Below are 25,734 nucleotides of genomic sequence, written 5' to 3'. Positions count from 1 at the left end.
TAGTGATTAGTCAGTAGTCATTGGTGGACTGTTGACTGTTGACTGATGACTGTTGACTGATGACCGATGACTGATGACTGTTGACTAAAATCAGCCAACTGCCAACTGACAACTGACCAATGACTAATAATTAAATATGCAAAAACAACGTTCAATATTAGCCCTAATTTTTGTTTTAATCATCGCCGCCATTACTGTAACAGTAACAATTCCGACGCGGCTGGGATTAGACTTGCAAGGAGGGTCGCAACTCACAATTCAGGTAAAAACTACCCCCACAATTCCCAAAATAGACCAGGGAATGTTAGAAGCAGTGCGGCGGATTGTCGAAAACCGGGTTAACGGTTTGGGCGTTTCCGAAGCATTAGTCCAGACAGTAGGAGAAGACCAAATTCTCGTGCAGTTGCCCGGAGTAAATGACCCGCAGCAAGCAGAACGAGTTTTGGGCGGCACGGCAAAGCTAGAATTTCAGGAACAACTGCCCGGAACAGAAGCACAATTAGCCATTGAAAGGCAGTTGCAGCAGGAATTGCTGGTCAAACAAACAGCATTGAAAACTAGCAACAATGAGGCCGCTATTAAAGAAAATCAGGCTGCTTTGAAAAGAAGCAATGAGGCGATCGCCAAACTCTTCAAAAGCAGCGGACTCGGTGGCGAAAACCTCAAAGACGCTCAACCTCAACCCTTGGCGGCTGGGAAGAACTGGAACGTTGCTCTCCGTTTCGATACCAAAGGAGGCGAACTCTTTGCCCAAATAACGAAAAATTTAGCCGGCACCGGACGCAGTATCGGTATTTTCCTAGACGAAAGAATGATCAGTTCTCCAGTCGTCGGTGTTGAATTTGCCCAGACAGGAATTACTGGTGGGAGTGCCGTAATTCAAGGCAACTTTACAACCCAAGAAGCCAACGATTTGGCAGTGCAATTGCGGGGCGGCGCTTTGCCGGTGCCTGTCGAAATTGTAGAAAACCGCACGATCGGCGCTAGCTTGGGACGAGACAGCATTCAAAGCAGTATTAACGCAGGTATCGGCGGCTTAGCTTTAGTCTTGGTTTTCATGGTTGCCTACTATCGACTCCCCGGCGTAATTGCCAATATTGCTCTGTTAATTTATGCTCTGTTAACTTGGGCAGCTTTCGTGCTTTTGGGAGTGACATTAACGCTGCCGGGAATTGCTGGTTTTGTGCTCAGCATCGGGATGGCCGTGGATGCTAACGTGCTGATTTTTGAGCGCACGCGGGAAGAGTTGCGGGCCGGAAAAACGCTTTATCGATCGGTCGAATCTGGTTTTTACCGCGCTTTTTCCAGCATTTTAGACGGCAACGTAACTACTCTCATCGCTTGTGCTGCTTTGTTCTGGTTGGGTGCTGGTTTAGTTAAAGGGTTTGCTGTAACGCTGGCCTTGGGGGTGGTAGTGAGTATGTTTACAGCGCTCACTTGCAGCCGCACTCTACTTTTGGTAGTGTTGGGCTTTCCGGCGCTGCGAAAACCTCAGTGGTTCTGTCCTAATTTGTCGAAAACTGCTAATAGTTAACAGTTAACTGTTGACAGTTAACTGTTGACAGTTGACTGTTAACTTCTTCCTTCCTTCTTCCTTCCTTCTTCCTTCCGTTACACAATTCGTTGCCGAACTTCCTTCTTCCTTCAAATTATGAAATTCAGTGTTATCAAACAGCGATCGATCTGGTGGAGTATGTCCGCCGCTATTATCCTCGCAGGTATAGTGTCGATGGCGATTTCTTGGACTCGTCCAGACATCCGTGCACCGCTGCGGCCGAGTTTGGACTTTATCGGCGGCACTCGGTTGCAATTTGAACTCGACTGCACGAAACCGGAAAATTGTAAACCCATCGATATTGCCGCTGTCCGCCAAATCCTGGACACCCAAGGTTTGGCCGGTAGCAGCATTCAAGTTATCGGCAAAGAACAGCGCGGTTTGTCGCTGCGAACAAAGACTTTGGATGTCGAACAGCGGACTAAGTTGCAATCCGCTTTGAGCGAGAAAATAGGCGCTTTTGCTCCTCAATCTATTCAAATCGATACGGTTGGCCCTACCCTCGGTAAACAATTATTTACTTCGGGATTGTTAGCTGTATTTCTTTCATTTGTGGGCATTACTATTTATCTGACATTCCGATTTCAGTTAGATTATGCCTTTTTTGCTTTTGTAGCTCTGTTTCACGACGTGTTCATTACTGTTGGTATTTTCTCAATTTTAGGTTTAGTTCTAGGTGTGGAAGTTGACAGTTTATTTGTAGTGGCAATCTTGACAATTATCGGTTTTTCTGTTAACGATACAGTGGTAATTTACGATCGCGTGCGCGAAGTAATTAAGCTGAATCCGGGACAGTCGATCGATCAAATTGTCGATGATGCGGTCATGCAGACCCTGGGAAGGTCAATTAACACGACGATGACAACGCTACTGACTTTGTTTTCAATCTTTTTGTTTGGCGGCGAAACCCTCAAATACTTTGCTTTAGCATTGATTGTCGGCTTTATTGCGGGTGCGTATTCGAGTATTTTCATTGCCAGTACGCTGCTAGCTTGGTGGCGCAGTCGCACCGGTCACTCTATCCCCGTCCCCGCAGAAGGAATTAACCAGTCAGAGGAAGTTTAATTGACTGTTGACGGTTAACTGTTGACGGTTAACTGTTGACTGTTAACTGTTGACTGACTAATAATAAATCCTCAAGAATCAATAACCAATGACAAATGACAAATGACAAATGACTACTGACGAAACTTTTCAAATTGAAGTCCAAAGGCTTCACAAACTAACAGTTTACGGCCGCTGGTTAACTGTGATATTGCTGTGGATTAGCGTCGGTTCTTTGAGCATTTGGGGTTTGCGCCGCGAAATTGCTTTGTGGTTAGAACACTTCACTTGGGCGGCGGTGCGCTACGGTTTATCTTTTCATCGCTGGCCGACTCTCGGTTTGGGTTTGTGCTTGGGAATGACTTTAGCAGTGGTAACTTGGCAAAGTCGCAATAGAGTGCGAGGATTGCCCGTGCGGGAAAAACAGGGTTTGGAACAACAAGTGCGCCGCATTCGCCAGCGGGGGCCGAGTCATCCTTTGTGGAAGTGGGTTTGCAAAGGTTCGCGGTAGCCGACGGGCTTTATTCTTTAGTCTCAAGTCAGAGGAACGAAAGTTTGACAAGAAGCGGTTTCAACGGCAGAGTCCTTAACTTTTATTGCTTCTTCTTTCTTCCTTCTTCCTTCTTCCGACGGACATCCGTTACATCCGTTACATCCGTTACATCCGTTACATCCCGTACATTGCTCGTTGCCGAACTCCCTTCTGCTATATCACGCAAAGCGAGGCAAAATATGTGCTATGGAAGACTGTTGAAGCGGAATTTCGATCGCAAATTCTGCTCCTTTTCCCGGTTCCGAAAAGCACTTCAATTCCCCACCGTGTTGGTTCACAACAATTTCATAGCTAATCGACAGTCCCAAACCCGTTCCTTGGCCGACCGGCTTAGTAGTAAAAAAAGGGTCAAACAACCGCTTCCGAACATCTTCTGTCATGCCAGGGCCGTTGTCAGAAATTTTAATTATTACCTTTTTTTTCTCAATTAACTCCGTGCAAATCCGAATCGTAGGAATCAAGCGAGTAGAGTTAGAAAGTGATAATTGAGTCTTTGTAGTACAAGACTGCTTTTGCTCCCCTAATTGCGACTTTTTCTTCTGGCTTTTTTTATCGACATTTTCGTATTTATTCGACTCAACAAGAGCATAAATGGCATTAAGTAAAATATTCATAAATACCTGATTGAGCTGTCCGGGATAGCACTGCACCAGCGGCAAGTCGCTGTATTCTTTGTGAATTTCGATCGCCTCCTGCCCCGGTTTCCCTTTAAGCTGGCTTTGCAACAGCATAATCGTGTTGTTGATACCGTCGTGAATGTTGACCTGCTTCATTTCAGCTTCGTCTAATCTGCAAAAATTCCGTAGCGACAAAACGATGTCGCGCACTCTTTCTGCACCTTGCTGCATAGAATTTAAAACTTTCGGTAAGTCTTCTAGCACATAATCGAGTTCGATTTTTTCTGCTTCCGCTTCAATTGCTGCGATGGGTTCGGGACAGTGCTGTCGGTAGATGTCGAGCATCCGCATTAAACCTTGCGTGTACTCTTTAGCGTGGTGCAAATTGCTGTAAATAAAGCCGATCGGATTGTTAATTTCGTGAGCTACTCCTGCTACTAACTGCCCCAAAGAAGACATTTTCTCTGTTTGAATTAGTTGAGTTTGAGTGCGCTGAAGTTCCAGCAGGGCAAGTTCGAGCTGTTGGGCTTGATGTCTCAATTGCGCTTGCGACTCTCGCATCGCCACGGTTGATAACTCGTGAATTTGCAACTGAGAAAGCAGCAGTTGGTGTACGTCTAAAAGTTTGTAAGTTTCCGGTTCTACTTGTACTACAATGGGTTCGTGGATCAGTTCGGGCGATCGCTCCAAAGACTGCCGCACTGCCGTCATAATTGAGGTTTCGCGATCGAGAACCAACATATCAGTTTTAGTAAAGCGGTAGAGTATGAACAAAGGCTGTTGAGAAAATAACTCCAAGCTGTAGGGACGGCTCATGTGTTCAAAATAACGCCGCCGCGAAATCATCCCTATAAACTTTCCTTGCTGAGTGATGATGATGCCGGGAACTAAAGGGTTTGCTTGAAAAATTTTAGCAACTTCGTCCCCCGGACACTCAGATTCTAGGAGAAAGTCGTACAGGGTTAGTTCCTGTAGAGTCGATCGCAAACCAAGCGGCGATTTTAGGGGACTCAACCCGTCAGTTTCATACACTGCTCCCTCCTTTGGTAATTGGCAGTTGCGGTTGGCTGCTGGAGTCTTGCCTACTATTTAGACTGCCTTTTCAACTCTTTTTATAGCTTAGTTATCCACTTCCCTGTGGTCCCTGGAATCCAGTTAATTCAGCAGGATTTTTTTTTCGTTAAATCGTGCTGGTGTCCCCCGAAATGATATTGCAGGTTAGATTGATTTAAAAGCAGACACCCGCTTGAAACCTGACTATGTAGGAAATTTATATCCAAGATTTTACTAATCCGAATATAACAGTCATAACTATTTTTAATGTTTAATGAGATTAATTTGGTTCAGATGGATAGACATCTGCGACCTGTGGCAGTACATTTCGTATTACCCCTTGCGTAAAATTATATTACAATAAGACAACAATAGCGACAACTCGGCAGCCGATCGCCTATTTGACAATTCAGGCCAAATCGGTTTCGGGCAATTGCCAAGAAATGTCAATTGTCAGTTTTTTCGTACAAATGCCGATCGCGCTCAACCCGAAGATTGTATTGTAGGTAGTCTCCGAGCTAGGGACAGCCGATGGCGAGCAATTTGTCAAGTTCGGCAGCTTATACTTTAGCCACATCGAGACTCCAAAGCTTGACCGACGAAATTTTTCTGGGCAGATGCTAAAGTTGTGCGATCGCCACTAAAACTCACATTCCACACATCCGCTTAATGTGCCTTAAAAGTTTCCACAAGAGTACGGTCGTGCCACGAACTTGAGATTCAAACTCTGTCGCTGGCAAATCCGACAAGGAGAATCAAGAGGAAGCAGAAAGAAATAATTCTACTTTACCCGACTTTTCCCCAACTTCAACTTCACTTTGAGGAAGTTGGTTTGGTTACGATAATATTTCGATCATTATTATTTCTCCTCCCCCTTGCTTTTAGGCAATTCTCATTAGAAACTCTAAGATGTTGATTTGAGGAACCTCGGGGGGTCTGGTTTGGTTGGGCGATCGCACTGAGCTAAATTGAAATGACATAGGAGGAAAGTAAACGACGGTTTCCATGTGCGGTTTCCCGAAGTAGAGGTGGTAACTCTATAACACGGCGGGACGATCGTACTTTCAGTACAATGTCAGTATTTCAACCTGTACACCTGTTGAGTCTGAGTCTGTGAGAGTGTGAAAGTCCCTTTAATCCTTGGGCTGTCTGGATCGGAGGTTTTTGAAGAGTGGGGCGGTGCGAGGCGCAGAAGCAGACTGTTAACCAAGCGGCACTAGGGACGCCGGCAGCTAGGACCTACCGAGGAAGGATTTTAGGCGATCGCCGTTAAAGATCGAGAGAAAAAAGCACAATAGCACCAACAGCAATATCACCCAAAAGAATGATTGATCGACAAAAAGTTGCGTGTTATATTTCTAAATAATTCTATACAAAAATACTTTTACCTAAAAGGAGAACAAAAAATGGACACCCCTACAGAGCGCCTACAAGAACCGGTCGGGACAAGAGAACTCGAATCAATACCTGTATCTGACAAAGTTTCTTCCCAAAAAGTTAGTGAGGTTAATTTTGAAACGACTCCTTTAGAAACCCCAGCTTATACTCAGCAAAAAGTTAGCGTCGAGGAGGTGAAAATTAACGGCGACGATTTGGTTGCTAAAGTTAAAGAACTGATTCACGAAGGAAATATCCGCCGCATCATTATCAAAAATGAAGAGGGACGGATTTTGGTAGAAGTTCCTCTGACGGTGGGAGTAGTCGGTGGAGTCATCGGTGCGGCCTTGTTTCCAGTCATTGCAGCAGTAGGAGCAATAGGTGCATTAGTCGCTCACATGACTATCATCATTGAAAGAACCGAGTAAAAAAACTCAGTTGTTAGTAATAGCTGATGTCCGGTTAATTTCCCGCAATCAACCTTGTTGGTAGTGAGTAAGACCCTCCTCTCTTTATGGATGAGAGAAAAATCACCTTTATTACTACTAAATTAATTGTGGTTATCTAACCGGACTTAAACAAACTTCAAGCACAAACTGGCTTGATAAATAGATGGCTAGTAACAGTCACTACTCCCTTCTCTTTTTTCCCGATTTCTATGATCTATTGCCTTCCCACTCGGGCAGTAAAGTTGCCACTTGTAGCGGTGCAATGAATTATCTAAGATGAGGTTAAATCCTTGGCCGATCGTGGTTTGATGACAGTGGTTCATTACCTTCAAGTGACGTTGATTCATTTCACTGAATGACCAAGGCGCTGCGCTTAAAAAATGGTGTAATTTGTGGTAAGTTACTCGCACGGCGTGTGCCACCATCGGCGAGAGGTGGTTTGGCTCACTTTCTCCCAATAATTCGCCTAGATAGTTCCTAAATTCCCGTTTTTGGGCTTGATGACGAAAGATATCGTCAAATCTTGGACACCATTTATAAAAGCAGGGGGGCATTGCGACGGGGATTATCTCCTTCATTGCTCATCTTTTAAGTTTATATACTTGCTCTGCAAGCATATAAACTCATTTAGCCTGTATTTTTTGTTTAAGTCCGGCTAATCCTATTCCTTTGGAGGACTCAGACAATCACTCGGAGGGTAGAGCCTGCTTAATGCGTTGGCTAGTTAGATTTGATACAGATTAAGGAAAAGCCAAAAGTTCTCTAAACTTCCTAAGCATTAAGCTGTTAAGCATTTAAACTGGGTATGACTAAAACCCCCAAGGTTGACACATGAATCTTGACTGAATCTTGACTGAATCTTGACAGTGAATCGAAGTAAGTGATTTAAATGCTGAACAGCTTAGCCCAAGTTTTCAAACCAGAGCATCTCCTACAGACAAATATTTTTTGAATAGTTGTGGCGAAGATTAATTATGAAACCTAACGAAGAAAATAGCTCTAGCCGTGAAATTCATCAAGAAGTTCACACCGATGCAACTAACGGTCACGTCAGTACAACGCGAACTACTACAAGTGTTCCGAGTACAACGGCGAAGGCTTCTAAAGAAGCAGCTCATCACCAAGGTTATGTACAGGGTGAAATGGCCGAAAACCACCGCCAACTTGGAGTCCAAGAAGTCCGCGATAATGAGAATGCGGGCCGCGGGTTACTGTTAGGGATTCTTCTTGCTTCTTTGGCAGGCTTAGTTCTGGGCAGTGTATATTACTTCAATCGAGGTGAGGAGGCTCCTACTCCTACTGCTGCTCCTGTGATTGTTGTACCGAAAGCGAATCAGCCTTCAGCAACACCAGCTCCGACTCGGACTATAGAGAGAGAAAAAACGATCATTCAAAAGATTGTTCCGGTTCCGGTTCAACCATCTCCAGTTCAAAAGGCAAGTCCGGCTCCTCAAGCAAGTCCTGCTCAAAAGGCAAGTCCGGCTCCTCAACCAAGTCCTGCTCCCAATATCAATATTACAATTCCAAATTCACAGCAGCAAGCAGCACCATCTCCATCTTCGCCGTCAAATAATACCAATACTACGGTTCCGAATTCGCAGAGGGAGCCAGCTTCCACTCCGCCAACTCCAGCACCTGAGAGTTCAGCTACTCCATCTCCAACTCAAGATGAGGGCGCTCCGGGAGCAGGTACCAGCGGCGGAACTAATACCGAAAGCCAGAGCGATTCTAATTCTACGAATACGCCTGTACCTGAGCGCAACTCCGGCGCAGAGGGTGCGACTGGTTCACCGCAATAGAAGTTGGATGTCGAATTAGTCCGCTAGGGGTTCAAATCCCAGACTCATAGCTAAAGTCCTTTAAAGAGGACTTTTTTTGAGGGTTTAAACTGAGATATTGCACCATTCTCAATAATCTTTTTTTGGGCGGGATCTCCTGCCTACCCCACAAGAAAACTCATTCTTTGTGGAACAGGCCCGAAAGCCTTTTAAGCGAGAATGGTGCAACATCTCAGACTAACCGAACATTGTGGCTGAACTCAAGAAACCTAGTTTCTGCAATGGAAAACGTTTTAAGATTGTGCCAACCTATCTTAAGAAACAGTTTGGTGAACTAATTTAACTTTCCCTAAAGCCGTCTTCCTGCTCTCAAAGAGTTTCATCACGCCGGAGGAGATGGTCTCGATGACATCGGGAGCGCAGTAAGAGAGAAACTCTTCCGAGGAAGTAGGATCTGCAAAAAACTCTTGAGCTTTCTTCAACAAGTTTTCAGTTTCAGCAAAGCCGATAGATTTGATAATAAACGTAGAAACCGGGGAGTTTTTAATATCATAGCGCGATTCTTGATTGCGTCCTATTTCTAGCAGGTATAACACTTCTCTTTGCAATTGAGTCTCTAAGGGGTAGGCGCTCTGTCTGTTGGGCAAGTAATCCTCCAAAACCGAGGTTTTAAATCCTGGTGTCCGCAATTCTCCCATCATCGTTGAAAGCGGAATATCGCGCCCCAAACGGTAGGAAAGAGCTTCTAAAATGGCGATGGTAATTAGCTTGACACCAAAATAAAGTTTAGCAACTTCGATATTTTTGCGAGTTCGGGCAATCAGGTTAGCGTAGGTTTCATCGTCCGGCTCTTGCATAAACTGCTGGAAAACCAGTTCGGGTTTGAGGAACTTCAAAAATCCTTCCATTTTTTGCAGAGACTTGCGATATCCGGCAACAGTATAGGAATTAACATTGGTCAATTCGTGGTTGGTTTCTGGCATCAAGTTCCAGGTATTGTCTAAGAAATTAGAGGAATTTGGAGAGGCAAAATTCTCGACATCTCTATTTGCTAACCTGACAGCACGCTTGACAATTTCTACAATTTTTGCAGGGTTCCATTCCATGTTAAAATCGCGATTTATACTTACCAAACGCTGGTGCAAAAGTTCGATCGCGCTCAAACCACTGGGCGAAACGGGACGAAAAGGGATAGTAGCTTCGATGCAAGCTGTTATCTCAGCGATCGTACTAGGTGGCAAAAAAGGCTCCAAAGATTTGGCAGCAATAACAGCACTCAAGAATTCGTTTTGGCCGGCAAACGAAGAGAGAGTCTTGCCGGGAATAAACCCAAATACTGAGGCCACTAGCTGATACATGGCATCGTCGGGCAGTTCGGTTTCATCTCTAATAACTAACTGCGATCGCACTTCTTTGACAAAAGGACAAAGGGCGCTGCTAATATTGAAACTAACGCCCTGATCGACTTGCACGTACACGAGGTCGTGAAACAGCGCAGCCAGCACCTCGATCGGATCGACTGACCCCCCGACCTCAAAAATGTGTTCCGACGTGTGAAAGGAGCGCCAAGGCCCTCTCATCGCTTGAATGATTAGCTCAGCTATCTGCTCCAGCTTTGGAATATCTACTCGACCTCCCAATTGGTCGATCGAGCTTACCAAACCATCCAAACACCGTTTTTGTTCTCCGAAAAGCTCCATTTACACACCTCCAGTGCATTCCCTGATTGTCTTGCGCTTGATTGCATGGTATCAAAACCCGCTGCGATCGTGCCATGATTTGTCACTCAAAAATTTTAAATTTTAGGGTGAAACACCGAGAGGGGGCCAGGGAAAGAGGAAGAGAGAGCAAGAGGGAGGGAGAGGGAGGGAGAGGGAGAGCGAGAAATTAAATATTAAAAATTAGGTCGTTGTGGAGATTAGGGCTACTTGGGCGATCGGTATCATAAATTACACTAAAGATGACAAAAAGTGGGTAAAAAATTGATGAATTTTTGAGGGAATTATGATGATTTTTTGACAAAAGCTGTGCCTGGGTATCATTTACACCAGCTTCAAACTGCGTTGGTATAACTACTGCGTCCGACCTCAGAATAAGATTCCTAGACGTGCTGATAAACCTCTTGATATTTGCGGTGATACACTTCAGTTGAGTAGCTTTCGGGCAGTTGGCCTAAAACTTCCGCGATCGCCACTTTACCTGCTGCTTTGGTTTGCTGTCGCATCCCCCAATCTAACACTAACAGAACTTACGCAACTGTCACAAGTCATCCTGGTACCATGCAGCACAAAATCAGGCACTAAACATGGGAATATGGGGACGTTTCACTGGCTCAATTAAATAATTAGACAACATCAATCGAGCTTAAATACCTCCTTAATCCCTCAGTCCCCCTCTGCTGGGAATTCGTATGTTTAGAAGCGATTTAAATCGCCGAATCAACTGTTATATTCCCAACTTCTTTAAGAAGTCGGGGATCGGGGGATTGTGTCTTTTGAGCCGTTGCTGACTTACTGCATCCGATCGATCGTCCGATACTGCACCGCCTCCGCCACATGATTCGTTTTCAAGCTTTCATCCCCCGACAAATCAGCAATAGTTCTCGCCACCTTCAAAATGCGATCGCTTGCCCTCGCCGAAAGCCCCAACTTCCGAATCGCCATCTCCAATAAATTCCGAGAAGCATCATCCAACTGACACCATTTGTTAATGTGACTGCTTTGCATCTCCGCATTACAGCGCAAACTAGATTCCGACTGAAAACGGCGAGTAGCGAGCTCTCGCGCCCGCTGCACCCTCACCCGCACCGGTTCCGACTCTTCCCCCGTCGGCTGTCGCGTAATTTCCTCGGGTTTCAAACGATTGACCGCCACTTGCAAATCAATCCGATCCATCAAAGGCCCCGACAGTTTAGCCCAATATTGCTCCCTCTTTTGTGGCGAACAAGTACACTGTTGAATCGAATCGCCGTAATAACCGCAAGCACAAGGATTCGTACTCGCAACTAAAGTGAACTGCGCCGGAAACATCACCGATTGTCTAGTGCGAGAAATCGTCACATAACCATCTTCCAGCGGTTGTCGCAAAAACTCCAAAACATCTCTTTTAAACTCAGTTAATTCATCCAAAAAAAGAATGCCGCGATGTGCTAAAGAAATTTCACCCGGACGCGGAAAACTGCCGCCACCTACCAAAGAAGGCCCCGATGCCGAATGGTGAGGACTGCGAAAAGGCCGATCGCCCACCAAGCTCCCTTTATCCTTCAACAACCCAGCCACCGAATGAATTTGAGTTACATCCAAAGCTTCATCAAAAGTCAGCGGCGGCAAAATACCCGGCAAACGCCTCGCCAACATAGTCTTACCGCTCCCTGGCGGTCCCACAAAAATTAAATTGTGTCCCCCCGCCGCCGCAATTTCCAAAGCCCGCCGCGCGTGAGTTTGCCCCTTTACATCCTTTAAATCTAGACCTGAAAACCGCGTTTTTGCTAACTCTTCTCGACCGTTTACTTCTACAGGCGAATAAACTTCAGGATTGTTCAAAAAATCAGTAACTGCAAAAATATTCTCAAAACCATAAACAGATATTCCGTTTACTAAAGCCGCTTCCTGCGCGTTACCAGCCGGTACAACCAACCCCGAAATACCCATTTTTTGAGCAGCAGCGGCGATCGGCAAAACCCCAGCCACAGCCCGCAAACTTCCATCTAAAGAAAGTTCCCCTAAAAACAAATAATCTCCCAAAAGTTGACCGCTGACTTGTTCCGATGCTGCTAAAATGCCAATGGCGATCGGCAAATCAAAACTCGGCCCTTCCTTCCGCAAATCCGCCGGAGTCAAATTAATCACAATACTCCGCATCGGAAAAGCATATCCCGAATTTTTCAGCGTAGCCCTAACCCTTTCCTTAGCTTCTTGCACCGCAGAATCTGGCAATCCCACAACCACAATTTTCGGTAGTCCCCCTGACACATCAGCCTCAACACCAACCTTTACCGCGTCAATTCCAACGATCGATGCACTCCACACCCTAGCAAGCATTTTTCTTAATCCTTAATTTGCCTGTCCTTGATTCATCATCTATTATGATTAACAATGACTAATGAATATCGGGAGAGGCAAGAAAAACTTTTCCTTGCCTCTTCTTTTTCTCCTCTTCCTTCTCTCCTGCTGGGTCTTCCCTCTTCCCTCTTCCCCTTCCCCCTTGAGTCTTCCTTCTTCCTTCTTCCTTCTTCCTTCTTCCTTCGTTTACACCCATGACAACTCAAGAAACGCTTTTCAGCAAAATCATCCGCAAAGAGATTCCCGCAGACATCGTTTATGAAGACGACTTGGCCCTCGCCTTCAGAGATATCAATCCGCAAGCGCCCGTCCACATCCTCGTCATTCCCAAACAGCCTATTGCCAAATTAGCCGATGCCGAGTCGGAAGATCATGCTCTCATGGGACACTTGCTGCTGACTGTCAAGCGGGTAGCAGAACAACTCGGACTTAGCAACGGCTATCGCGTCGTCATTAATAGCGGCAGCGACGGCGGCCAAACTGTAGACCACCTGCACCTTCACATTCTCGGCGGACGGCAGATGAAGTGGCCCCCAGGCTAAAGGCTAATTTTTACGCAGAACTTGCGGACTCATCCTCAGAAACCCGGTTGATTTCTATTGCCCAGCGCTTCAGAAACCGGTTTTTTTTTTTCGTCAATAAACCCCGTTGATTGGCTCTTATTGAGAATGCAGCTCGATCGCACTAGAAATCCGGTTTTCAGTATTCTCCCGATAAAAATTTCCCCTCGCAGAATCCACCGATGATATGTAAATAAATATTAAAAATCATCTCTTCACGACCTAATTAACAGATATTTAAAGAGAAAGAGAATCGATCTGAACAAGAATAATTTGCTCGAACTGCTGAACCAAGCTACAGACAAGAGATTCAGTTCTTCTGGCCGCTGTATTTACCCCGTTTGGTGTGTAATTTTACTTTGTAAAAAAATACAAATCTTTACTAATAATCAAGTTATTGTAAAAGTTTGTAAAATGTTTAAATTGTCAGCAGTAATCCCTTGGCAAACTTTAGTGAATGGTGTTACTAATATAAGCGTGGGGCATCCCCACAACGAACCTTGAAAATTCAATTAAGCAATCATAAACCAAATGACAACAACCGTACAGCGTCGCGAAAGCGGCAACGTTTGGGAGCAGTTTTGCAACTGGGTAACTAGCACTGACAACCGCATTTATGTGGGTTGGTTCGGCGTCTTGATGATTCCCACCTTGCTCAGCGCCACCATTTGCTACATCATCGCCTTCATCGCTGCTCCTCCTGTGGACATCGACGGCATCCGCGAACCAGTTGCTGGTTCCTTGATGTACGGCAACAACATCATTACTGGTGCTGTTGTTCCTTCATCGAATGCGATCGGGCTTCACTTCTATCCGATCTGGGAAGCAGCTTCCCTCGATGAGTGGTTGTACAACGGCGGCCCCTACCAATTGGTAGTTTTTCACTTCCTCATTGGCGTTTTCTGCTACATGGGTCGCGAATGGGAACTGTCCTACCGCTTAGGTATGCGTCCTTGGATCTGCGTCGCTTACTCTGCACCAGTTGCAGCAGCAACCGCAGTGTTCTTGATCTACCCGATCGGACAAGGCAGCTTTTCGGACGGTATGCCCTTGGGTATCTCCGGGACATTCAACTTCATGATCGTGTTCCAAGCCGAGCACAACATCCTGATGCACCCCTTCCATATGTTGGGAGTTGCTGGTGTCTTCGGCGGTGCTCTGTTCTCCGCCATGCACGGAAGCTTGGTAACATCTTCTTTGGTTCGCGAAACAACCGAAACTGAATCTTTGAACTACGGTTACAAATTCGGTCAAGAAGAAGAAACCTACAACATCGTGGCAGCCCACGGCTACTTCGGTCGGTTAATCTTCCAATACGCGAGTTTTAACAACAGCCGTTCTTTGCACTTCTTGTTAGGTGCATGGCCAGTTGTCGGCATCTGGTTTACCGCTTTGGGTATATCGACAATGGCGTTCAACCTCAACGGTTTCAACTTCAACCAATCGATTATCGACTCGCAAGGTCGCGTCATCAACACTTGGGCTGATGTCATCAACCGCGCTAACTTGGGTATGGAAGTAATGCACGAGCGCAATGCTCACAACTTCCCCCTCGACTTGGCCGCCGGTGAAGTCACCCCAGTAGCAATGGTTGCTCCTTCCATCAACGGCTAAATTTAGCTTTTGATTAACAAAAAGCGCTCCTAGAAATAGGGGCGCTTTTTGTTTTGGCAAGTAGAATTTGATATAGCCTTTCTCAGTAACATGAGGTGCACGCTTGATAAGCGGGCATAGGGCATAGGGCATAGGGCATACCTCACTTTATTGAGAACTGCTGTAGATTTTTTTCTGTTAAATCCGTTAAATCAGTTAAATCCCATACAGTGCGCCTTACCGAACTTCCCGATCGATCTGATATATTGATTAAGAATTATTATTTTTGGCAATCATCAAAGTGGCGATATTTAACAGGCACAAATTTGAAAAACTCGTGGTTCATAAATCCAAAACATTAGCCTGGGCGATCGCATTTTTTAGCGGCATTTTGATGGCATTGACAACCGCACCAGTAAATGCTTGGCTATTGGCTTGGGTAGCATTAGCTCCCCTGTGGGTTTTGGTTGTCAGTTATCAAAAGCCAAAAATAATAGAAGAACACAAACAAAAATTTCTCTTTCTTCCTTCTTTCTTCAACATCCATCGGTTACAGAATGCGTTGCCGCACTTCCTTCTTCCTTTACTCTGGGGAATTGGGTATCACGGATTAGCTTTATCTTGGATTATGGGAATTCACCCGATGACTTGGTTGGGAGTTCCTTGGTGGCCGAGTTTGGCGATCGCACTTTTTTGCTGGGTATTCATCACCCTCTGGGGAGCCGCCTTAGTCACCGTTTGGGTGGGGCTATTTGTAATTCTCAACTCCCTAACTTTAGCAGGCAAAAACTCTATTATTATTCTTAAATCCCCCCCTTTACAAGGGGGGGCTGGGGCGGGTAAAGCTCAATTTTCAGCGTTAACTCGCGTTTTTATTGGCACAGCTTTGTGGTGTGCTTTAGAAAGTATTTGGAGTACAGGTTCGCTGTGGTGGACATCACTATCTTACACGCAAAGCCCCCACAATTTAGCAATATTGCACCTCGGTCAACTCTCCGGCCCCAGCGCAGTAACAGCCGCTATTGTAGCAGTAAATGGCTTAATCGCCGAAGCTTTTATAGAAGGAAGAAGGAAGAAGGAAGAAGGAAGAAGGAAGAATTGGATTCCTTATATTTTGCCGGCGAGTTTGTGTTTAGTTTTGCATATTGCAGGATGGAGCTTATACAACCGCCCTTTGAATCAAGAAGCTGCAACCGCTTTAAAGATTGGGATTATTCAAGGCAATATTCCTAACAAGATTAAGTTTGCTTCAGTGGGTTGGCAGCGCGCTTTGGAAGGTTATACCACTGGATACAAACAGTTAGCAGATAGGAAAGTCGATGCTGTGTTAATTCCAGAGACGGCTTTGCCTTTTATCTGGACCAACGAGTATCAGCGTTCTACTCTTTCTTTTTACCAAGCTATTCTCGAACGCGGCGTTGTGGCTTGGGTTGGAGGATTCGGACAGCAAGATGATAGTATCACTAACAGCTTATTGGCGATCGATCGCACTGGAGAAATTGTCGGTCGCTACGATAAACTAAAGCTAGTGCCTTTAGGCGAATATATCCCTTTTTACGAAATTTTAGGCGGGATTATTAATCGGCTTTCTCCCTTAGATGCTCATTTAGTACCCGGTAATTCTAAACAATTGTTTGATACGCCGTTTGGCCGCGCCATTGTCGGAATTTGTTACGATTCAGCCTTTGCTGAAAATTTCCGATATCAGGCGGCGAATGGAGGCGAATTTATGATCACCGCTTCCAACAATGCCCATTACAAACCGCCAATGTTGGATCAACATCACGCTCTAGATGTAATGCGGGCAATTGAAACTGATAGATGGGCAGTTATCGCAACTAATACGGGTTACTCTGCTTTTGTAAATCCTCGCGGCGAGACGGTTTGGAAGTCGAGAATTAATACCTATGAAGTCCGAGATGCTACTATTTATCGGCGGCAAACTCGAACTTTGTACGTGCGGTGGGGAGATTGGCTGACGCCTGTATTGTTAGTATTGGCTGGGTTAATACGGTTGATTGTTAAAAATTAACCAGTAGGTTATACCATTTTAGATTTTCGATACCAGTCTAAAATCTAAAATCTAAAATGGAATGAATCTACTTATCTTTCACGCGCTCGTGAACGCTAGGAGATAAAGAAATTAAATCGTCCATATTGCGCTGCATGGCAGCACAAATATTGTCCAAAGGCAAATCATTGGCATCGTGTCCGAAGGGATTTTCTATTTCAATGCCGATTTCTTCGATGCCGAACAAAGTAAAACTAATTAAAGCCACAACTGGGCCGGTTCCCCAACCCAAATCCTTCACCATTTGAAAGGGCAGTGCCAATGAGTAAAGTAACAATAGCTGTTTGAGGTGAATCGCGTAAGCCAAAGGGATAGGCGTCTTCAAAATGCGCTCGCAGCCCCCTAATACATCAATCATAGAGTTGAGCAACTCATTCATACCAGTTAACTGATAAACATCCAGGCAATTGCGCTCGTACTGCTGGTGCATATAATCCTCAATCCAAAACGCAATTTCTAGGGGCGGATTGTTCATCGATTTGAGCTTTTGGTACTGCGCTGGGGACATTAACGGCTCCAACTCGGGATTGACTGATTCTTTCCGCAAGTGCAGTTTCATTGCCACTGCCAAGGCAACTAATAGGCGCAGTGCTGACTTTTTTTCTATGATATCCTGCGGGTCTTTTTCCTCAATTGCTACCCAGATTTGACGAGCCAAATTGCGGATGTTATTGTTTAAAGTACCCCAAAATCTGCGGCCTTCCCAAAATCGCTCGTAGGCTGTGTTTGTCCGAAAAACTAACAGTAAACCGAGGACAATACTCGGTACAATGCTAGACAAAATCGGCAAGGATACTGGCAAGTTTAAAAAGTACAGGAAGGAAATAAATAGCCCAAATCCGCCGCACAGCAAAACGCGCGGCAAAATGGAGGGAATGACAGACCCTCGAACCTGTAATGCAATTTTAAACCACGACGGTTGATCGACACTCATGCAAGTCTCCTCATTAAATTAAATTAGCCCGATCGCCCCAATTCGATTTTAGATTTTAGATTTACTCCACAAATACAGCAGATTGCAGATCGCGAGAGGGCGGTTTCTCTAGACACCACGCCTACCAAAACAGCTTTTTTGTACTGCACTTACCAGCAAAAGTGCTATAAATCAGGGGTTTGAACTTGCGTCTAATTTTTTTGCTCTCCACGGCTCCTATTGGGGATTGGTATCCGTATTTGGGTACGCTGAGATCTTCGGAAAAAAGCTTTCCTACAAACAACCTTTGGATTTTACCAAAAAACTCATCTTTAGGAGCAATCTCAAATCTAAAATCTCAAATTAATTGACTGATGCACTTAATTCGGTAAGATTAATCATGTATCTTTAAACCTCAGCTTCCGTGCAAGAGCAACCGACATCTGTGCCTCCGCATTTTCACCGATTGCCAAACCAACGGTGGCAAATTTATTCGCCTCAACCACAGCAAGCCGAACAGTTTGCCACTGAAATCGGTTTGTCGCCCTTGCTGGCACAGGTGCTGATTAACCGGGGCATCGATTCTGTTAAAGAAGTGCAAGGGTTTATCGAACCGGAATCTCTGGTTTTGCCCGCGCCAACCGATGAGTTTCCAGATTTGGCTGCGAGTGTCAAACTGTTGCGGGAGGCGATTTCGGGAGGGCAAAAAATTGCGATTTGCGGCGACTACGATGCTGACGGGATGACGAGCACGGCTTTGTTGCTGCGAGCTCTCAGGGCTCTGGGGGCGAATGTGGATTATGCTATTCCGAGCCGGATGCGAGAAGGTTATGGGATTAACGATCGCATTGTAGAAGAATTTCACTCCGAAGGTGTCGCTCTCATTCTCACGGTTGACAACGGAATTGCAGCCTACGGCCCGGTTGCCAGAGCGCGAGAACTCGGTGTCAAAGTTATTATTACAGACCACCACGACTTGCCGCCAAAACTGCCGCCTGCCGATGCTATTCTCAACCCGAAATTAATCGCGGAATCTTCACCTTATCGCGGTTTAGCAGGCGTAGGCGTTGCTTATGTTTTGGCCATTACTTTGGCTCAGGATATGCAGAAAGTGGGGGGGTTGGTAAATCCCCTGCTGGAGTTATTCACGTTGGGAACTATTGCGGATTTAGCGCCTTTGACTGGGGTTAATCGGCGCTGGGTAAAGCGGGGTTTGCGGCTGTTGCCTCACTCGCAATTGGCGGGTATTCAGGCTTTGATTCAGGTGGCGGGAGTGCAGCCGGGAAGTGCCGAAAGTCCCTCAATTCTCAACTCGCCAAATAAAACTAATAATTCCTTAAAGCCTGAAGATATTGGTTTTAGGCTGGGGCCCCGGATTAATGCTGTGGGGCGGCTGGCTGACCCTCAAATTGTGATAGAGTTGCTGACTACGGACGATCGCGAATTGGCTCTCAAAAACGCGATGCAGTGCGAACAAATTAATCAGCGCAGGCAGGAGTTGTGCCAGGAAATTGAGCAGGAAGCAATTGCTTGGTGCGAGAAAAGTGATCTCGATTTGCAGCAAGAACGAGTTTTAGTTGTCGTGCAACCCGGTTGGCACCACGGTGTGATCGGGATTGTGGCTTCTCGGTTGGTGGAACGCTACGGCGTGCCTGTGTTTATCGGTACTTTTGAGGATGAGGCTGGCGAAAACGAGGCTGTAGGGGCGGTTGCCCATAAAATTATCAGGGGTTCGGCGAGGGGAATTCCTGAATTTAATGTATTTGACGGGCTGAATTTTTGCGCGGATTTATTAACTAAATTTGGGGGACACAAAGCCGCTGGCGGTTTTTCTATGCCGGCTCATAATCTCGAACAATTCCGCAATCAACTGTCAATTTTTGCCAATCAATGTTTGCAACCGGAACACCTAAAACCGCTGGTTTCAGTTGACGTGCGAGCGGATTTGGCTGAGATTAATCTCGACCTTTACCGACAAATTGATGCTCTGGAACCTTGCGGGATTGAAAATAAGGCTCCTGTCTTTTGGACGCCTAATGTTTGCATAACTGAACAGAAAATTGTTGGTAAAGGAGGTCACGTTAAACTAACTGCAACTCAAGATGGAAATGTATCGGCTAGTGTGAAGGCGATTGCTTGGCGTTGGGGGGAATATTTTCCTTTGCCTCGGCGGGTTGATATTGCTTACCGATTGCGGGAAAATAGTTTTAATGGCAAGACATCAGTGGAGTTAGAATTGTTTGGTGTCCGGCTGCCCGCAAGTGTTGCTAGTTCCAGGCCGCGGATGTTCGGAAAAGTTGAGTTTGATTACTGCGATCGCACTTATTCTTGCAGTCTGTCTCCCGCCGGCTCGATCGAGGAATTGAGAATTCGCAACTCTCAAGGGCAAGTTTTGGCTGTTGCACCCGGACAAAACATCGGTTTGTTAGGCAACTCCCGCAAAGATGCTAGAGAAGTCGATGTATCTCTACCTTTTTTTGAGAATTTGATTCAAACTGCTAAACACGCCCTGGGTATTTGATAACTCGGTATTGGATAACAAAGCTCATGCAGCAGGGAAAATTGGCGATCGAGCGTTGTGAATTTTGAATAATTTAAAACTCAAAACTCCCAACTCTCGATCGCCCCGGAACGTGCTATAATTACAGATCGCCGCCTCTAGCTGCCAGCAGAAAAATCACGATCGGGCCAGAAAGCACGACGGCTGCGAGTAAAGCTACCTGAACAATGAGTTGGTAGTCTACACCACCCAGACCACTGAAAAGATCGGTTATAAAGTCCATTTGTCCTCCTGACTGTAGTGATTAAGTCTAGATTGTTGAATTAGAAAATCCGCTTCTGATTTTACCGGGCGATCGACCATATTTTTTAAGGAACTTTACAAAATTCAACAAAATGTAAACTACGATCGACCTCTCAGTCCCAAGAAACCAGGGACTTGATGCCCCTTCCCGGAAAGTCCCCCCAATCTAAAATCTAAAATCTAAAATCGAACCGCCCCTTCGGGATATCCGCCTCCGGCGCTGGCAATTGATATACTTGAAGAGCTCCAGTCTCCTAAAGTTTGGCATTTTCCACATAATGCTCCGAATCTAAAATCTAAAATCTAAAATCTAAAATCTAAAATCAAACTATGGCTACTTGGCGTTGTGTAAAGCAGTGCGGTGCTTGTTGTTACCTCGACCCAACAGAGCGCCCTGACTTAGACGAGTATTTATCTGAAGACGAATTATCGCTTTACTTGAGCTTAGTCGGAGATGACGGTTGGTGTATCAATTTTGACAAAGCAACCAGAGAATGCGGAATTTACGCCGATCGACCGCGCTTTTGTCGGGTAGACTCAGAGGTGTTTCAGGATATGTACGGCGTTGAGCCGACTGAATTGAACGATTTCGCGATCGAGTGCTGCTTGGAACACATTGAAGACCTTTATGGCGATCGATCTTTGGAAATGATCCGCTTTAACTCTGAAGTCGGAATTCTCGCCTTACCTGACAACTAAACGACTTGATGCCCCTTTGGGCTTTTGTCCCTCCAGCTCATTTTCCCGATCGCCATCTCAATTCTTTAATCAAAAGTCTAAAATCTAAAATCGAACGATCGTCTGCCGGTTTCTCACCGGGAGAGTGTCAAAATAAACAAATCAAAGAAATATCGCGCAGTTGAGTTGAGCCATGAGCAATCGAGAGGGTTTTACGGGGGGATTTATTGCCGGAGCTGCCGTTGGCGGCTTGGTGGGTGCAGTTTTGGGCGCGGTGCTGTCGCGGCGCGCTGCTGAAGCTTTGCTGAGTGAACCTTCAGAAGCAAAGACAAGAAAGATCCGCCAGAGGAAAGCCGGTCAACTCGAAGCCGACAGCATGGAAGTAGCAAGGCTGAGTTTAGAAGATAAAATTGCCCAGCTAAATCAGGCAATAGATGACGTGCGGCTGCAACTCGGCGACGTAAACGGCAACGCGCCGGCGCCGGGCGGCGAGGGTTCGATCGCCCAAGACTCCTGAATCCATTGAAAATTTTAGATTAGTCTGGCAGATCCATGCGGGCGATCGGTCAACAGTCCCACATTTCTCTCTTCATCTTTCCAGCTAAAAGGGAGAGACAAAAGGAACAAGGAACAACAAAAACGCTCCCCCTCTCCCCATCTAACCCTCTCCCTCCTTTCTCACCCCCCCACTCCCACTCCCCCAGCTATGCTAAACTCACAGTTAAAGTGTCTGTAAACTTTACTCAAACTACAAGCAAAATTTATGAGTTCTTCAATAGGCCTTTTGGCAACCACGCTAGCGACATTTCTGCAAATCTATCTAGTCCTGATGATTTTCCGGGTGCTGTTAAGCTGGTTCCCCAATATCAATTGGTACGACCCCCCGTTTTCGATTTTGAGTCAGTTAACGGACCCTTACCTCAATCTATTCCGATCGATTATCCCCCCCTTGGGAGGGATTGACTTTTCGCCACTGATTGCCTTTTTTGTACTTCAGTTCGGCTCGGAATTCTTGATCGGTCTTTTGACCAGCTTGCAAACATCCTTGTAGTTTGAAAAGCTTAAGTTTTTAAGCATCTAGCCTAAATTGTTTGGCAGACCTAGCTACAGACAACTAAATTTTAGATTTGAGATGTTGACATGAACTCCCCGGTTGAAAAGCTGGGGAGTTAGTTCTACATTAGAAATGAGAAATTGCCAGCCACTCAACAATCTCAAATCTAAAATCTCAAACTGCAGATCGGTTTCACGGGCAGCCAACCCAAAATCTCAAATTAGCAATCTAAAATCTCAAATAGTTTCGTTAGCGGCGAACCACGCCAGTAAAACCTGTAGCTTTAAATTGCTTGAGCTTCAAAGGTGTGCGTTGATTGGCGGCAACCGAAATTCTGAGCTGAAAATCGCTAACTCCGGGAGGAACTTCTTCTATAGAACCCAAGCGAGTCCGGTTTTGCATCACCGGATTGTCGTCGGCATCATAAATGCGGCCGAAAATATCGGCATTGACAACTGGTTTGCCGGTGCTATTTTCAGCTTTCCCAGTAATCAAAAAGCAGTTAGCTTCCATAGAACTGCCGCTGGTGACTGTTCCTTCTCCCATTTCTGCGGGACATTCGCGATAAGAAAGGTCGGAAAGTTTAATCTGCGTCAGAGCCCAAGCAGGTGGAGTGAATACCAAACTAAAAATTCCGATTAGGCAAGTAGCAAAAAAAAGGCTGATAGCTCGAAATTTCATAAATGGCGGGGGAAGTATATTTTAATTCTCAGCTTAGCGCGAATTCAGCCTCAAATTCCTACTTATAGGAATTCTGAAAACTACAGCTACTTACTTTTTTAAGAAATGGCATTAGTCTAGACCTAAATGCTGTCGCAAGGCTTGGCGCATCACATCGACTGGGACGGATTCTTTGTTGAGCCAAATTTTTAAGGCGGCTGCTCCTTGTTGAACTAGCATTTCGAGTCCGTCAATAGCTCGCGCTCCGCGAAGCTGTGCATCTTTGAGAAACTGGGTAGGATTCGGGGTGTAAATTAAATCATAGACGATCGCACCTGCTGAAATTCGATCAATCTCACCAGCCGCAACCGGCGACTTTTCCCCCTGCGGATACATCCCCACAGGCGTCGTGTTCACCAGCAAATCTGCCTGCGAAATTAACCTTGACAAATTATTCCAAGTATGGATCTGCAAATTCTGCACGGGCATCGGAGAATTGACCCAACTCTGCTGAAATTCCCCTAAATTTTGTTCGTTGCGGCCGACAACGTGAATCTCTGCACATCCCAATTGAGCGCATCCAGCCACAACAGCTCTCGCCGCCCCGCCATTCCCCAAAATTACCGCTACTTTCTGACTCCAATCGGAACCCCCCCTAGCCCCCCCTTGGTAAGGGGGGGGACAGGATTCAACAGCCCCTGTTTCGTAAGGAGCCGAATCAGATTCGACAGCCGTATTGCCCCTTTCTAAAGGAGAGGTCGCGTCTTTAGCCCCCCCTTGGTAAGGGCGAGTTGGGGGGGTTTGCAGCGGCGCGAGAAAGCCTTCAACGTCAGTATTTGTGCCGCACCAACCTTTATCAGTCAGGTATACGGTATTGACTGCGCCGATCGCTCGGGCGATCGGGGAAACTTCCGACAACAGCGGTAAGATTGCTTGTTTGTGCGGAATCGTTATGCTAAATCCCTGAACGCCGATCGCCGCAAATCCTGCAAGAGCAGCTTTTAAATCCCCTGGTTTTACCAGAAACGGCAGGTAAACAAAATCGACTCCCAAGTGGGAAATAGCAGCATTGTGCATCGCCGGCGACAGAGAATGTTCGACGGGATGACCAATTACTCCCAACAGTTTAGTAGTGCCTTTAATCATTGTTGTTAGTTGACTGTTGACTGTTGACTGTTAACGGTTGACTGTTGAGTTTTGTTAGTTTTCGTACCAGAACCTGCTACAGTTGGGCCCTTATTCTTTAGTCGGCTAAGAGTGAACTTCGTTGGTTCAGAAGCGATTTTCCTCGCCGAGTGACTGTAAACCGTCAACTGTTAACTGTCAACTCTCAACTCTCAACTGTTTCCCGAAACTCTTTGGCGTCAGCCAAAATCGGATTGACATCAAACCAGTAATCCTCGCCGTAACGGTATTCAAAAACCCAGAGACTCCGCAGCAAGATTTGGTATTTAGTTTCCCCACTCACAGTTTTGGTAGCGGATACTTGGCGCAGCAATTTCCACTCATCGGGTTCGATCGCCAATGTAAGCTGGTGGCGGCGCTGGACGATCACATTTTCCAAAGTTTCCCGCGACAGAGGAGGGTCTTGTTTCTGCAGACAGCTATACAGCAGTTGCAGCAAATTGCGGACATGACCCCCGCTGACTCGACACAGGCGATCGAGAGTTTCCGCAGAGTCGAAAACTTTGCCAACCAAAGCATAGCGCTGTGAAGGATGCACCGTCGGAAAAGCCCGCGCCAGAACCATCTGCCGCAGCAATTCCACACCCTCAGAGCACTCAGAACCGTCGCTCAACTGCACCGGCACCATCGGCAAAACCTTCGGATCTACCCCAAATCGATTGGTCAACTGGCCCAAATCGTTAGAGAAAATCAGCACCAAAGGAATTGTATACACGACGTGGCAATTTAGTCTGGCCAACTGTTCGCCGCGATCGACAAACAAGTATTCCGGCTGAAGCCGCCCCGTCGGTTTCGCGCACAGGTGTATGCGATCGAGATTGTCGATAATTACTACAAGTCCTTGTTTCCCTTGGCGTTTCAGTTCTTTATTAGCCGGTTCCAGCAACTCCTTATTCAGTGCATCTAAAATTACGTTAGTTCGCGGCTCCAAATATTGCCTCAACTCCGATCGCAGATTCGGAGCATCTTTCGCCTTAGCAGTAATTTTGCCAATTCCCAACGCCAGAGAAAATTCTCCCTCCGTGCTGGCATTTATTTCCCCAAAACCAGGGATATTAGCTTCAGCGCTCAAGTCTATTTGAGTTTGAAAAACATCAGCAACCCCTTTAAGCAAAGCTTTAAAACCCGTAGGTTGCAGCTTGATTTTCATTTTCTCAATGCTTTCGCTCACCTGACGAGCAACGCTCAACAAAATGTCAGTGATATCGACATCTGCCATGTCTAAGTCTTTACTCGACTCAAAGTAAACAACATGAAATCCTTGTTGCTGCAATTGAGCTTGCAGCCGCAGCAATTCTGTTGATTTACCAGAGCCGATGTGACCGGTGAATAATTGACAGGTAGGTGCATCGGGGGACAGACGGCTGATGGTGCGCTCCAATTGTTCGACGATTGTGCCGCCCCGCACTGATGAGAAATCGATATAGTATTGTCGGTCTTCTTGATTTGCTACTGCCAGGGTGTAGCTGGGATTGCAGGCTCTATAAAATTTCTGTAAATTTAGTTCCATACCCTGTTCGCTCAAAACTACATTATGCCCTAATAGCTTATTCGTTTCGCTACTTTACTAATCCGAACAAGTTCGCAACTTATTCGGATGTTTGAGGGGGTTCTCAATATCTTGATTCCCCCCTTAACCAGCACTCCCAAATTATACGTAATTTTTGCGTACAGGGAATGAATGTAATTCACTAATACCCCCCTAAACAAGTAATTTATCCTCGTACAGC

At 45.9% G+C, this 25,734-nt stretch carries 23 protein-coding genes and 1 pseudogene; 12 read left to right on the top strand and 12 right to left on the bottom strand.

Going from position 1 to position 25,734, the window contains the following annotated elements; all coding sequences use genetic code 11:
- Window positions 1-136: 136 nt before the first annotated feature.
- The 3 genes from secD to QUA04_RS02325 all read left to right on the top strand — a co-directional run bounded on the left by secD (window position 137) and on the right by QUA04_RS02325 (window position 3,110).
- A complete protein-coding gene (gene secD, locus QUA04_RS02335) occupies window positions 137-1,534 on the top strand; it encodes a protein translocase subunit SecD (RefSeq protein ID WP_333253379.1) in 1,398 nt (465 codons plus the stop codon).
- A gap of 117 nt (window positions 1,535-1,651) precedes the next feature.
- A complete protein-coding gene (gene secF / locus QUA04_RS02330) occupies window positions 1,652-2,620 on the top strand; it encodes a protein translocase subunit SecF (protein ID WP_333253377.1) in 969 nt (322 codons plus the stop codon).
- Between the two features lie 109 nt (window positions 2,621-2,729).
- Window positions 2,730-3,110 carry a hypothetical protein gene (locus QUA04_RS02325; RefSeq protein WP_333253375.1) on the top strand — a complete coding sequence of 127 codons (381 nt, stop codon included), beginning with the start codon at window positions 2,730-2,732 and terminating at the stop codon, window positions 3,108-3,110.
- Between the two features lie 200 nt (window positions 3,111-3,310).
- Here the strand turns inward: QUA04_RS02325 and QUA04_RS02320 are convergent, their stop codons facing one another.
- Both QUA04_RS02320 and QUA04_RS02315 read right to left on the bottom strand, forming a co-directional pair.
- On the bottom strand, window positions 3,311-4,801 hold the full coding sequence (locus QUA04_RS02320) for an ATP-binding protein (protein WP_333253373.1): 1,491 nt from the start codon (window positions 4,799-4,801) through the stop codon (window positions 3,311-3,313).
- Between the two features lie 430 nt (window positions 4,802-5,231).
- Window positions 5,232-5,399 carry a hypothetical protein gene (locus QUA04_RS02315; RefSeq protein ID WP_333253371.1) on the bottom strand — a complete coding sequence of 56 codons (168 nt, stop codon included), beginning with the start codon at window positions 5,397-5,399 and terminating at the stop codon, window positions 5,232-5,234.
- 829 nt (window positions 5,400-6,228) lie between these two features.
- Here QUA04_RS02315 and QUA04_RS02310 point away from each other — a divergent pair.
- Window positions 6,229-6,627: a DUF4342 domain-containing protein gene (locus tag QUA04_RS02310; RefSeq protein WP_190735383.1), complete on the top strand. Its 399-nt coding sequence runs from the start codon at window positions 6,229-6,231 to the stop codon at window positions 6,625-6,627.
- Between the two features lie 238 nt (window positions 6,628-6,865).
- Here the strand turns inward: QUA04_RS02310 and QUA04_RS02305 are convergent.
- Window positions 6,866-7,226, bottom strand: a pseudogene (locus QUA04_RS02305) (transposase); the annotation flags it as partial.
- Between the two features lie 396 nt (window positions 7,227-7,622).
- On the opposite strand from QUA04_RS02305, the gene QUA04_RS02300 reads away from it, so the two are divergent.
- Entirely contained in the window at window positions 7,623-8,447 is an 825-nt protein-coding gene (locus QUA04_RS02300; protein ID WP_333253369.1) for a hypothetical protein, read from the top strand.
- 293 nt (window positions 8,448-8,740) lie between these two features.
- Here the strand turns inward: QUA04_RS02300 and QUA04_RS02295 are convergent, their stop codons facing one another.
- From QUA04_RS02295 to QUA04_RS02280, 4 genes are all read right to left on the bottom strand, one after another.
- Window positions 8,741-10,126 carry a hypothetical protein gene (locus QUA04_RS02295; protein WP_333253367.1) on the bottom strand — a complete coding sequence of 462 codons (1,386 nt, stop codon included), beginning with the start codon at window positions 10,124-10,126 and terminating at the stop codon, window positions 8,741-8,743.
- Between the two features lie 401 nt (window positions 10,127-10,527).
- Window positions 10,528-10,650 (bottom strand): hypothetical protein, encoded by a 123-nt coding sequence (locus QUA04_RS02290; RefSeq protein ID WP_333253365.1) that lies wholly within the window; start codon window positions 10,648-10,650, stop codon window positions 10,528-10,530.
- A gap of 286 nt (window positions 10,651-10,936) precedes the next feature.
- Entirely contained in the window at window positions 10,937-12,466 is a 1,530-nt protein-coding gene (locus tag QUA04_RS02285; protein WP_333253363.1) for a YifB family Mg chelatase-like AAA ATPase, read from the bottom strand.
- 58 nt (window positions 12,467-12,524) lie between these two features.
- Entirely contained in the window at window positions 12,525-12,683 is a 159-nt protein-coding gene (locus QUA04_RS02280; protein ID WP_333253361.1) for a hypothetical protein, read from the bottom strand.
- Between QUA04_RS02280 and QUA04_RS02275 the strand changes: the two genes are divergently transcribed.
- From QUA04_RS02275 to lnt, 3 genes are all read left to right on the top strand, one after another.
- On the top strand, window positions 12,682-13,029 hold the full coding sequence (locus tag QUA04_RS02275) for a histidine triad nucleotide-binding protein (protein WP_190657440.1): 348 nt from the start codon (window positions 12,682-12,684) through the stop codon (window positions 13,027-13,029). The genes QUA04_RS02280 and QUA04_RS02275 overlap by 2 nt on opposite strands.
- Window positions 13,030-13,578: 549 nt before the next feature.
- Window positions 13,579-14,661, top strand: coding sequence for a photosystem II q(b) protein (psbA, locus tag QUA04_RS02270; RefSeq protein ID WP_333253359.1), 1,083 nt, complete (start codon window positions 13,579-13,581; stop codon window positions 14,659-14,661).
- A 280-nt stretch (window positions 14,662-14,941) separates the two neighbouring features.
- Entirely contained in the window at window positions 14,942-16,672 is a 1,731-nt protein-coding gene (gene lnt, locus QUA04_RS02265; protein ID WP_445242276.1) for an apolipoprotein N-acyltransferase, read from the top strand.
- A gap of 67 nt (window positions 16,673-16,739) precedes the next feature.
- Here the strand turns inward: lnt and QUA04_RS02260 are convergent, their stop codons facing one another.
- A complete protein-coding gene (locus QUA04_RS02260; protein WP_333253356.1) occupies window positions 16,740-17,645 on the bottom strand; it encodes a bestrophin family ion channel in 906 nt (301 codons plus the stop codon).
- A gap of 403 nt (window positions 17,646-18,048) precedes the next feature.
- On the opposite strand from QUA04_RS02260, the gene recJ reads away from it, so the two are divergent.
- Entirely contained in the window at window positions 18,049-20,145 is a 2,097-nt protein-coding gene (gene recJ / locus QUA04_RS02255; protein ID WP_333253354.1) for a single-stranded-DNA-specific exonuclease RecJ, read from the top strand.
- Window positions 20,146-20,266: 121 nt separating this feature from the next.
- On the opposite strand, the gene psb30 is transcribed toward recJ, so the two are convergent.
- Window positions 20,267-20,407, bottom strand: a complete 141-nt coding sequence (gene psb30 / locus QUA04_RS02250; RefSeq protein WP_333094330.1) for a photosystem II reaction center protein Ycf12/Psb30 — start codon at window positions 20,405-20,407, stop codon at window positions 20,267-20,269.
- A 350-nt stretch (window positions 20,408-20,757) separates the two neighbouring features.
- On the opposite strand from psb30, the gene QUA04_RS02245 reads away from it, so the two are divergent.
- The 3 genes from QUA04_RS02245 to QUA04_RS02235 all read left to right on the top strand — a co-directional run bounded on the left by QUA04_RS02245 (window position 20,758) and on the right by QUA04_RS02235 (window position 22,156).
- Window positions 20,758-21,126, top strand: a complete 369-nt coding sequence (locus tag QUA04_RS02245) for a YkgJ family cysteine cluster protein (RefSeq protein ID WP_333253352.1) — start codon at window positions 20,758-20,760, stop codon at window positions 21,124-21,126.
- Between the two features lie 172 nt (window positions 21,127-21,298).
- The gene (locus tag QUA04_RS02240) at window positions 21,299-21,622 is read left to right on the top strand and encodes a hypothetical protein (RefSeq protein ID WP_333253351.1); all 324 of its coding nucleotides are present in this window, start codon (window positions 21,299-21,301) and stop codon (window positions 21,620-21,622) included.
- A 246-nt stretch (window positions 21,623-21,868) separates the two neighbouring features.
- Entirely contained in the window at window positions 21,869-22,156 is a 288-nt protein-coding gene (locus QUA04_RS02235) for a YggT family protein (RefSeq protein ID WP_006631083.1), read from the top strand.
- 252 nt (window positions 22,157-22,408) lie between these two features.
- On the opposite strand, the gene QUA04_RS02230 is transcribed toward QUA04_RS02235, so the two are convergent.
- The 3 genes from QUA04_RS02230 to QUA04_RS02220 form a co-directional block, all read right to left on the bottom strand.
- The gene (locus QUA04_RS02230) at window positions 22,409-22,840 is read right to left on the bottom strand and encodes a hypothetical protein (RefSeq protein WP_015175619.1); all 432 of its coding nucleotides are present in this window, start codon (window positions 22,838-22,840) and stop codon (window positions 22,409-22,411) included.
- Window positions 22,841-22,951: 111 nt separating this feature from the next.
- Window positions 22,952-23,965: a shikimate dehydrogenase gene (locus QUA04_RS02225; protein ID WP_333253347.1), complete on the bottom strand. Its 1,014-nt coding sequence runs from the start codon at window positions 23,963-23,965 to the stop codon at window positions 22,952-22,954.
- Between the two features lie 184 nt (window positions 23,966-24,149).
- Entirely contained in the window at window positions 24,150-25,514 is a 1,365-nt protein-coding gene (locus tag QUA04_RS02220) for a P-loop NTPase fold protein (protein WP_333253345.1), read from the bottom strand.
- Window positions 25,515-25,734: the final 220 nt, after the last annotated feature.

It is taken from the genome of Microcoleus sp. S13_C5 (assembly GCF_036700845.1).
Lineage (GTDB): Bacteria > Cyanobacteriota > Cyanobacteriia > Cyanobacteriales > Microcoleaceae > Microcoleus.
Note: the sequence above shows the minus strand (reverse complement) of the source record. Positions and strands in the feature narration are given on the sequence as shown.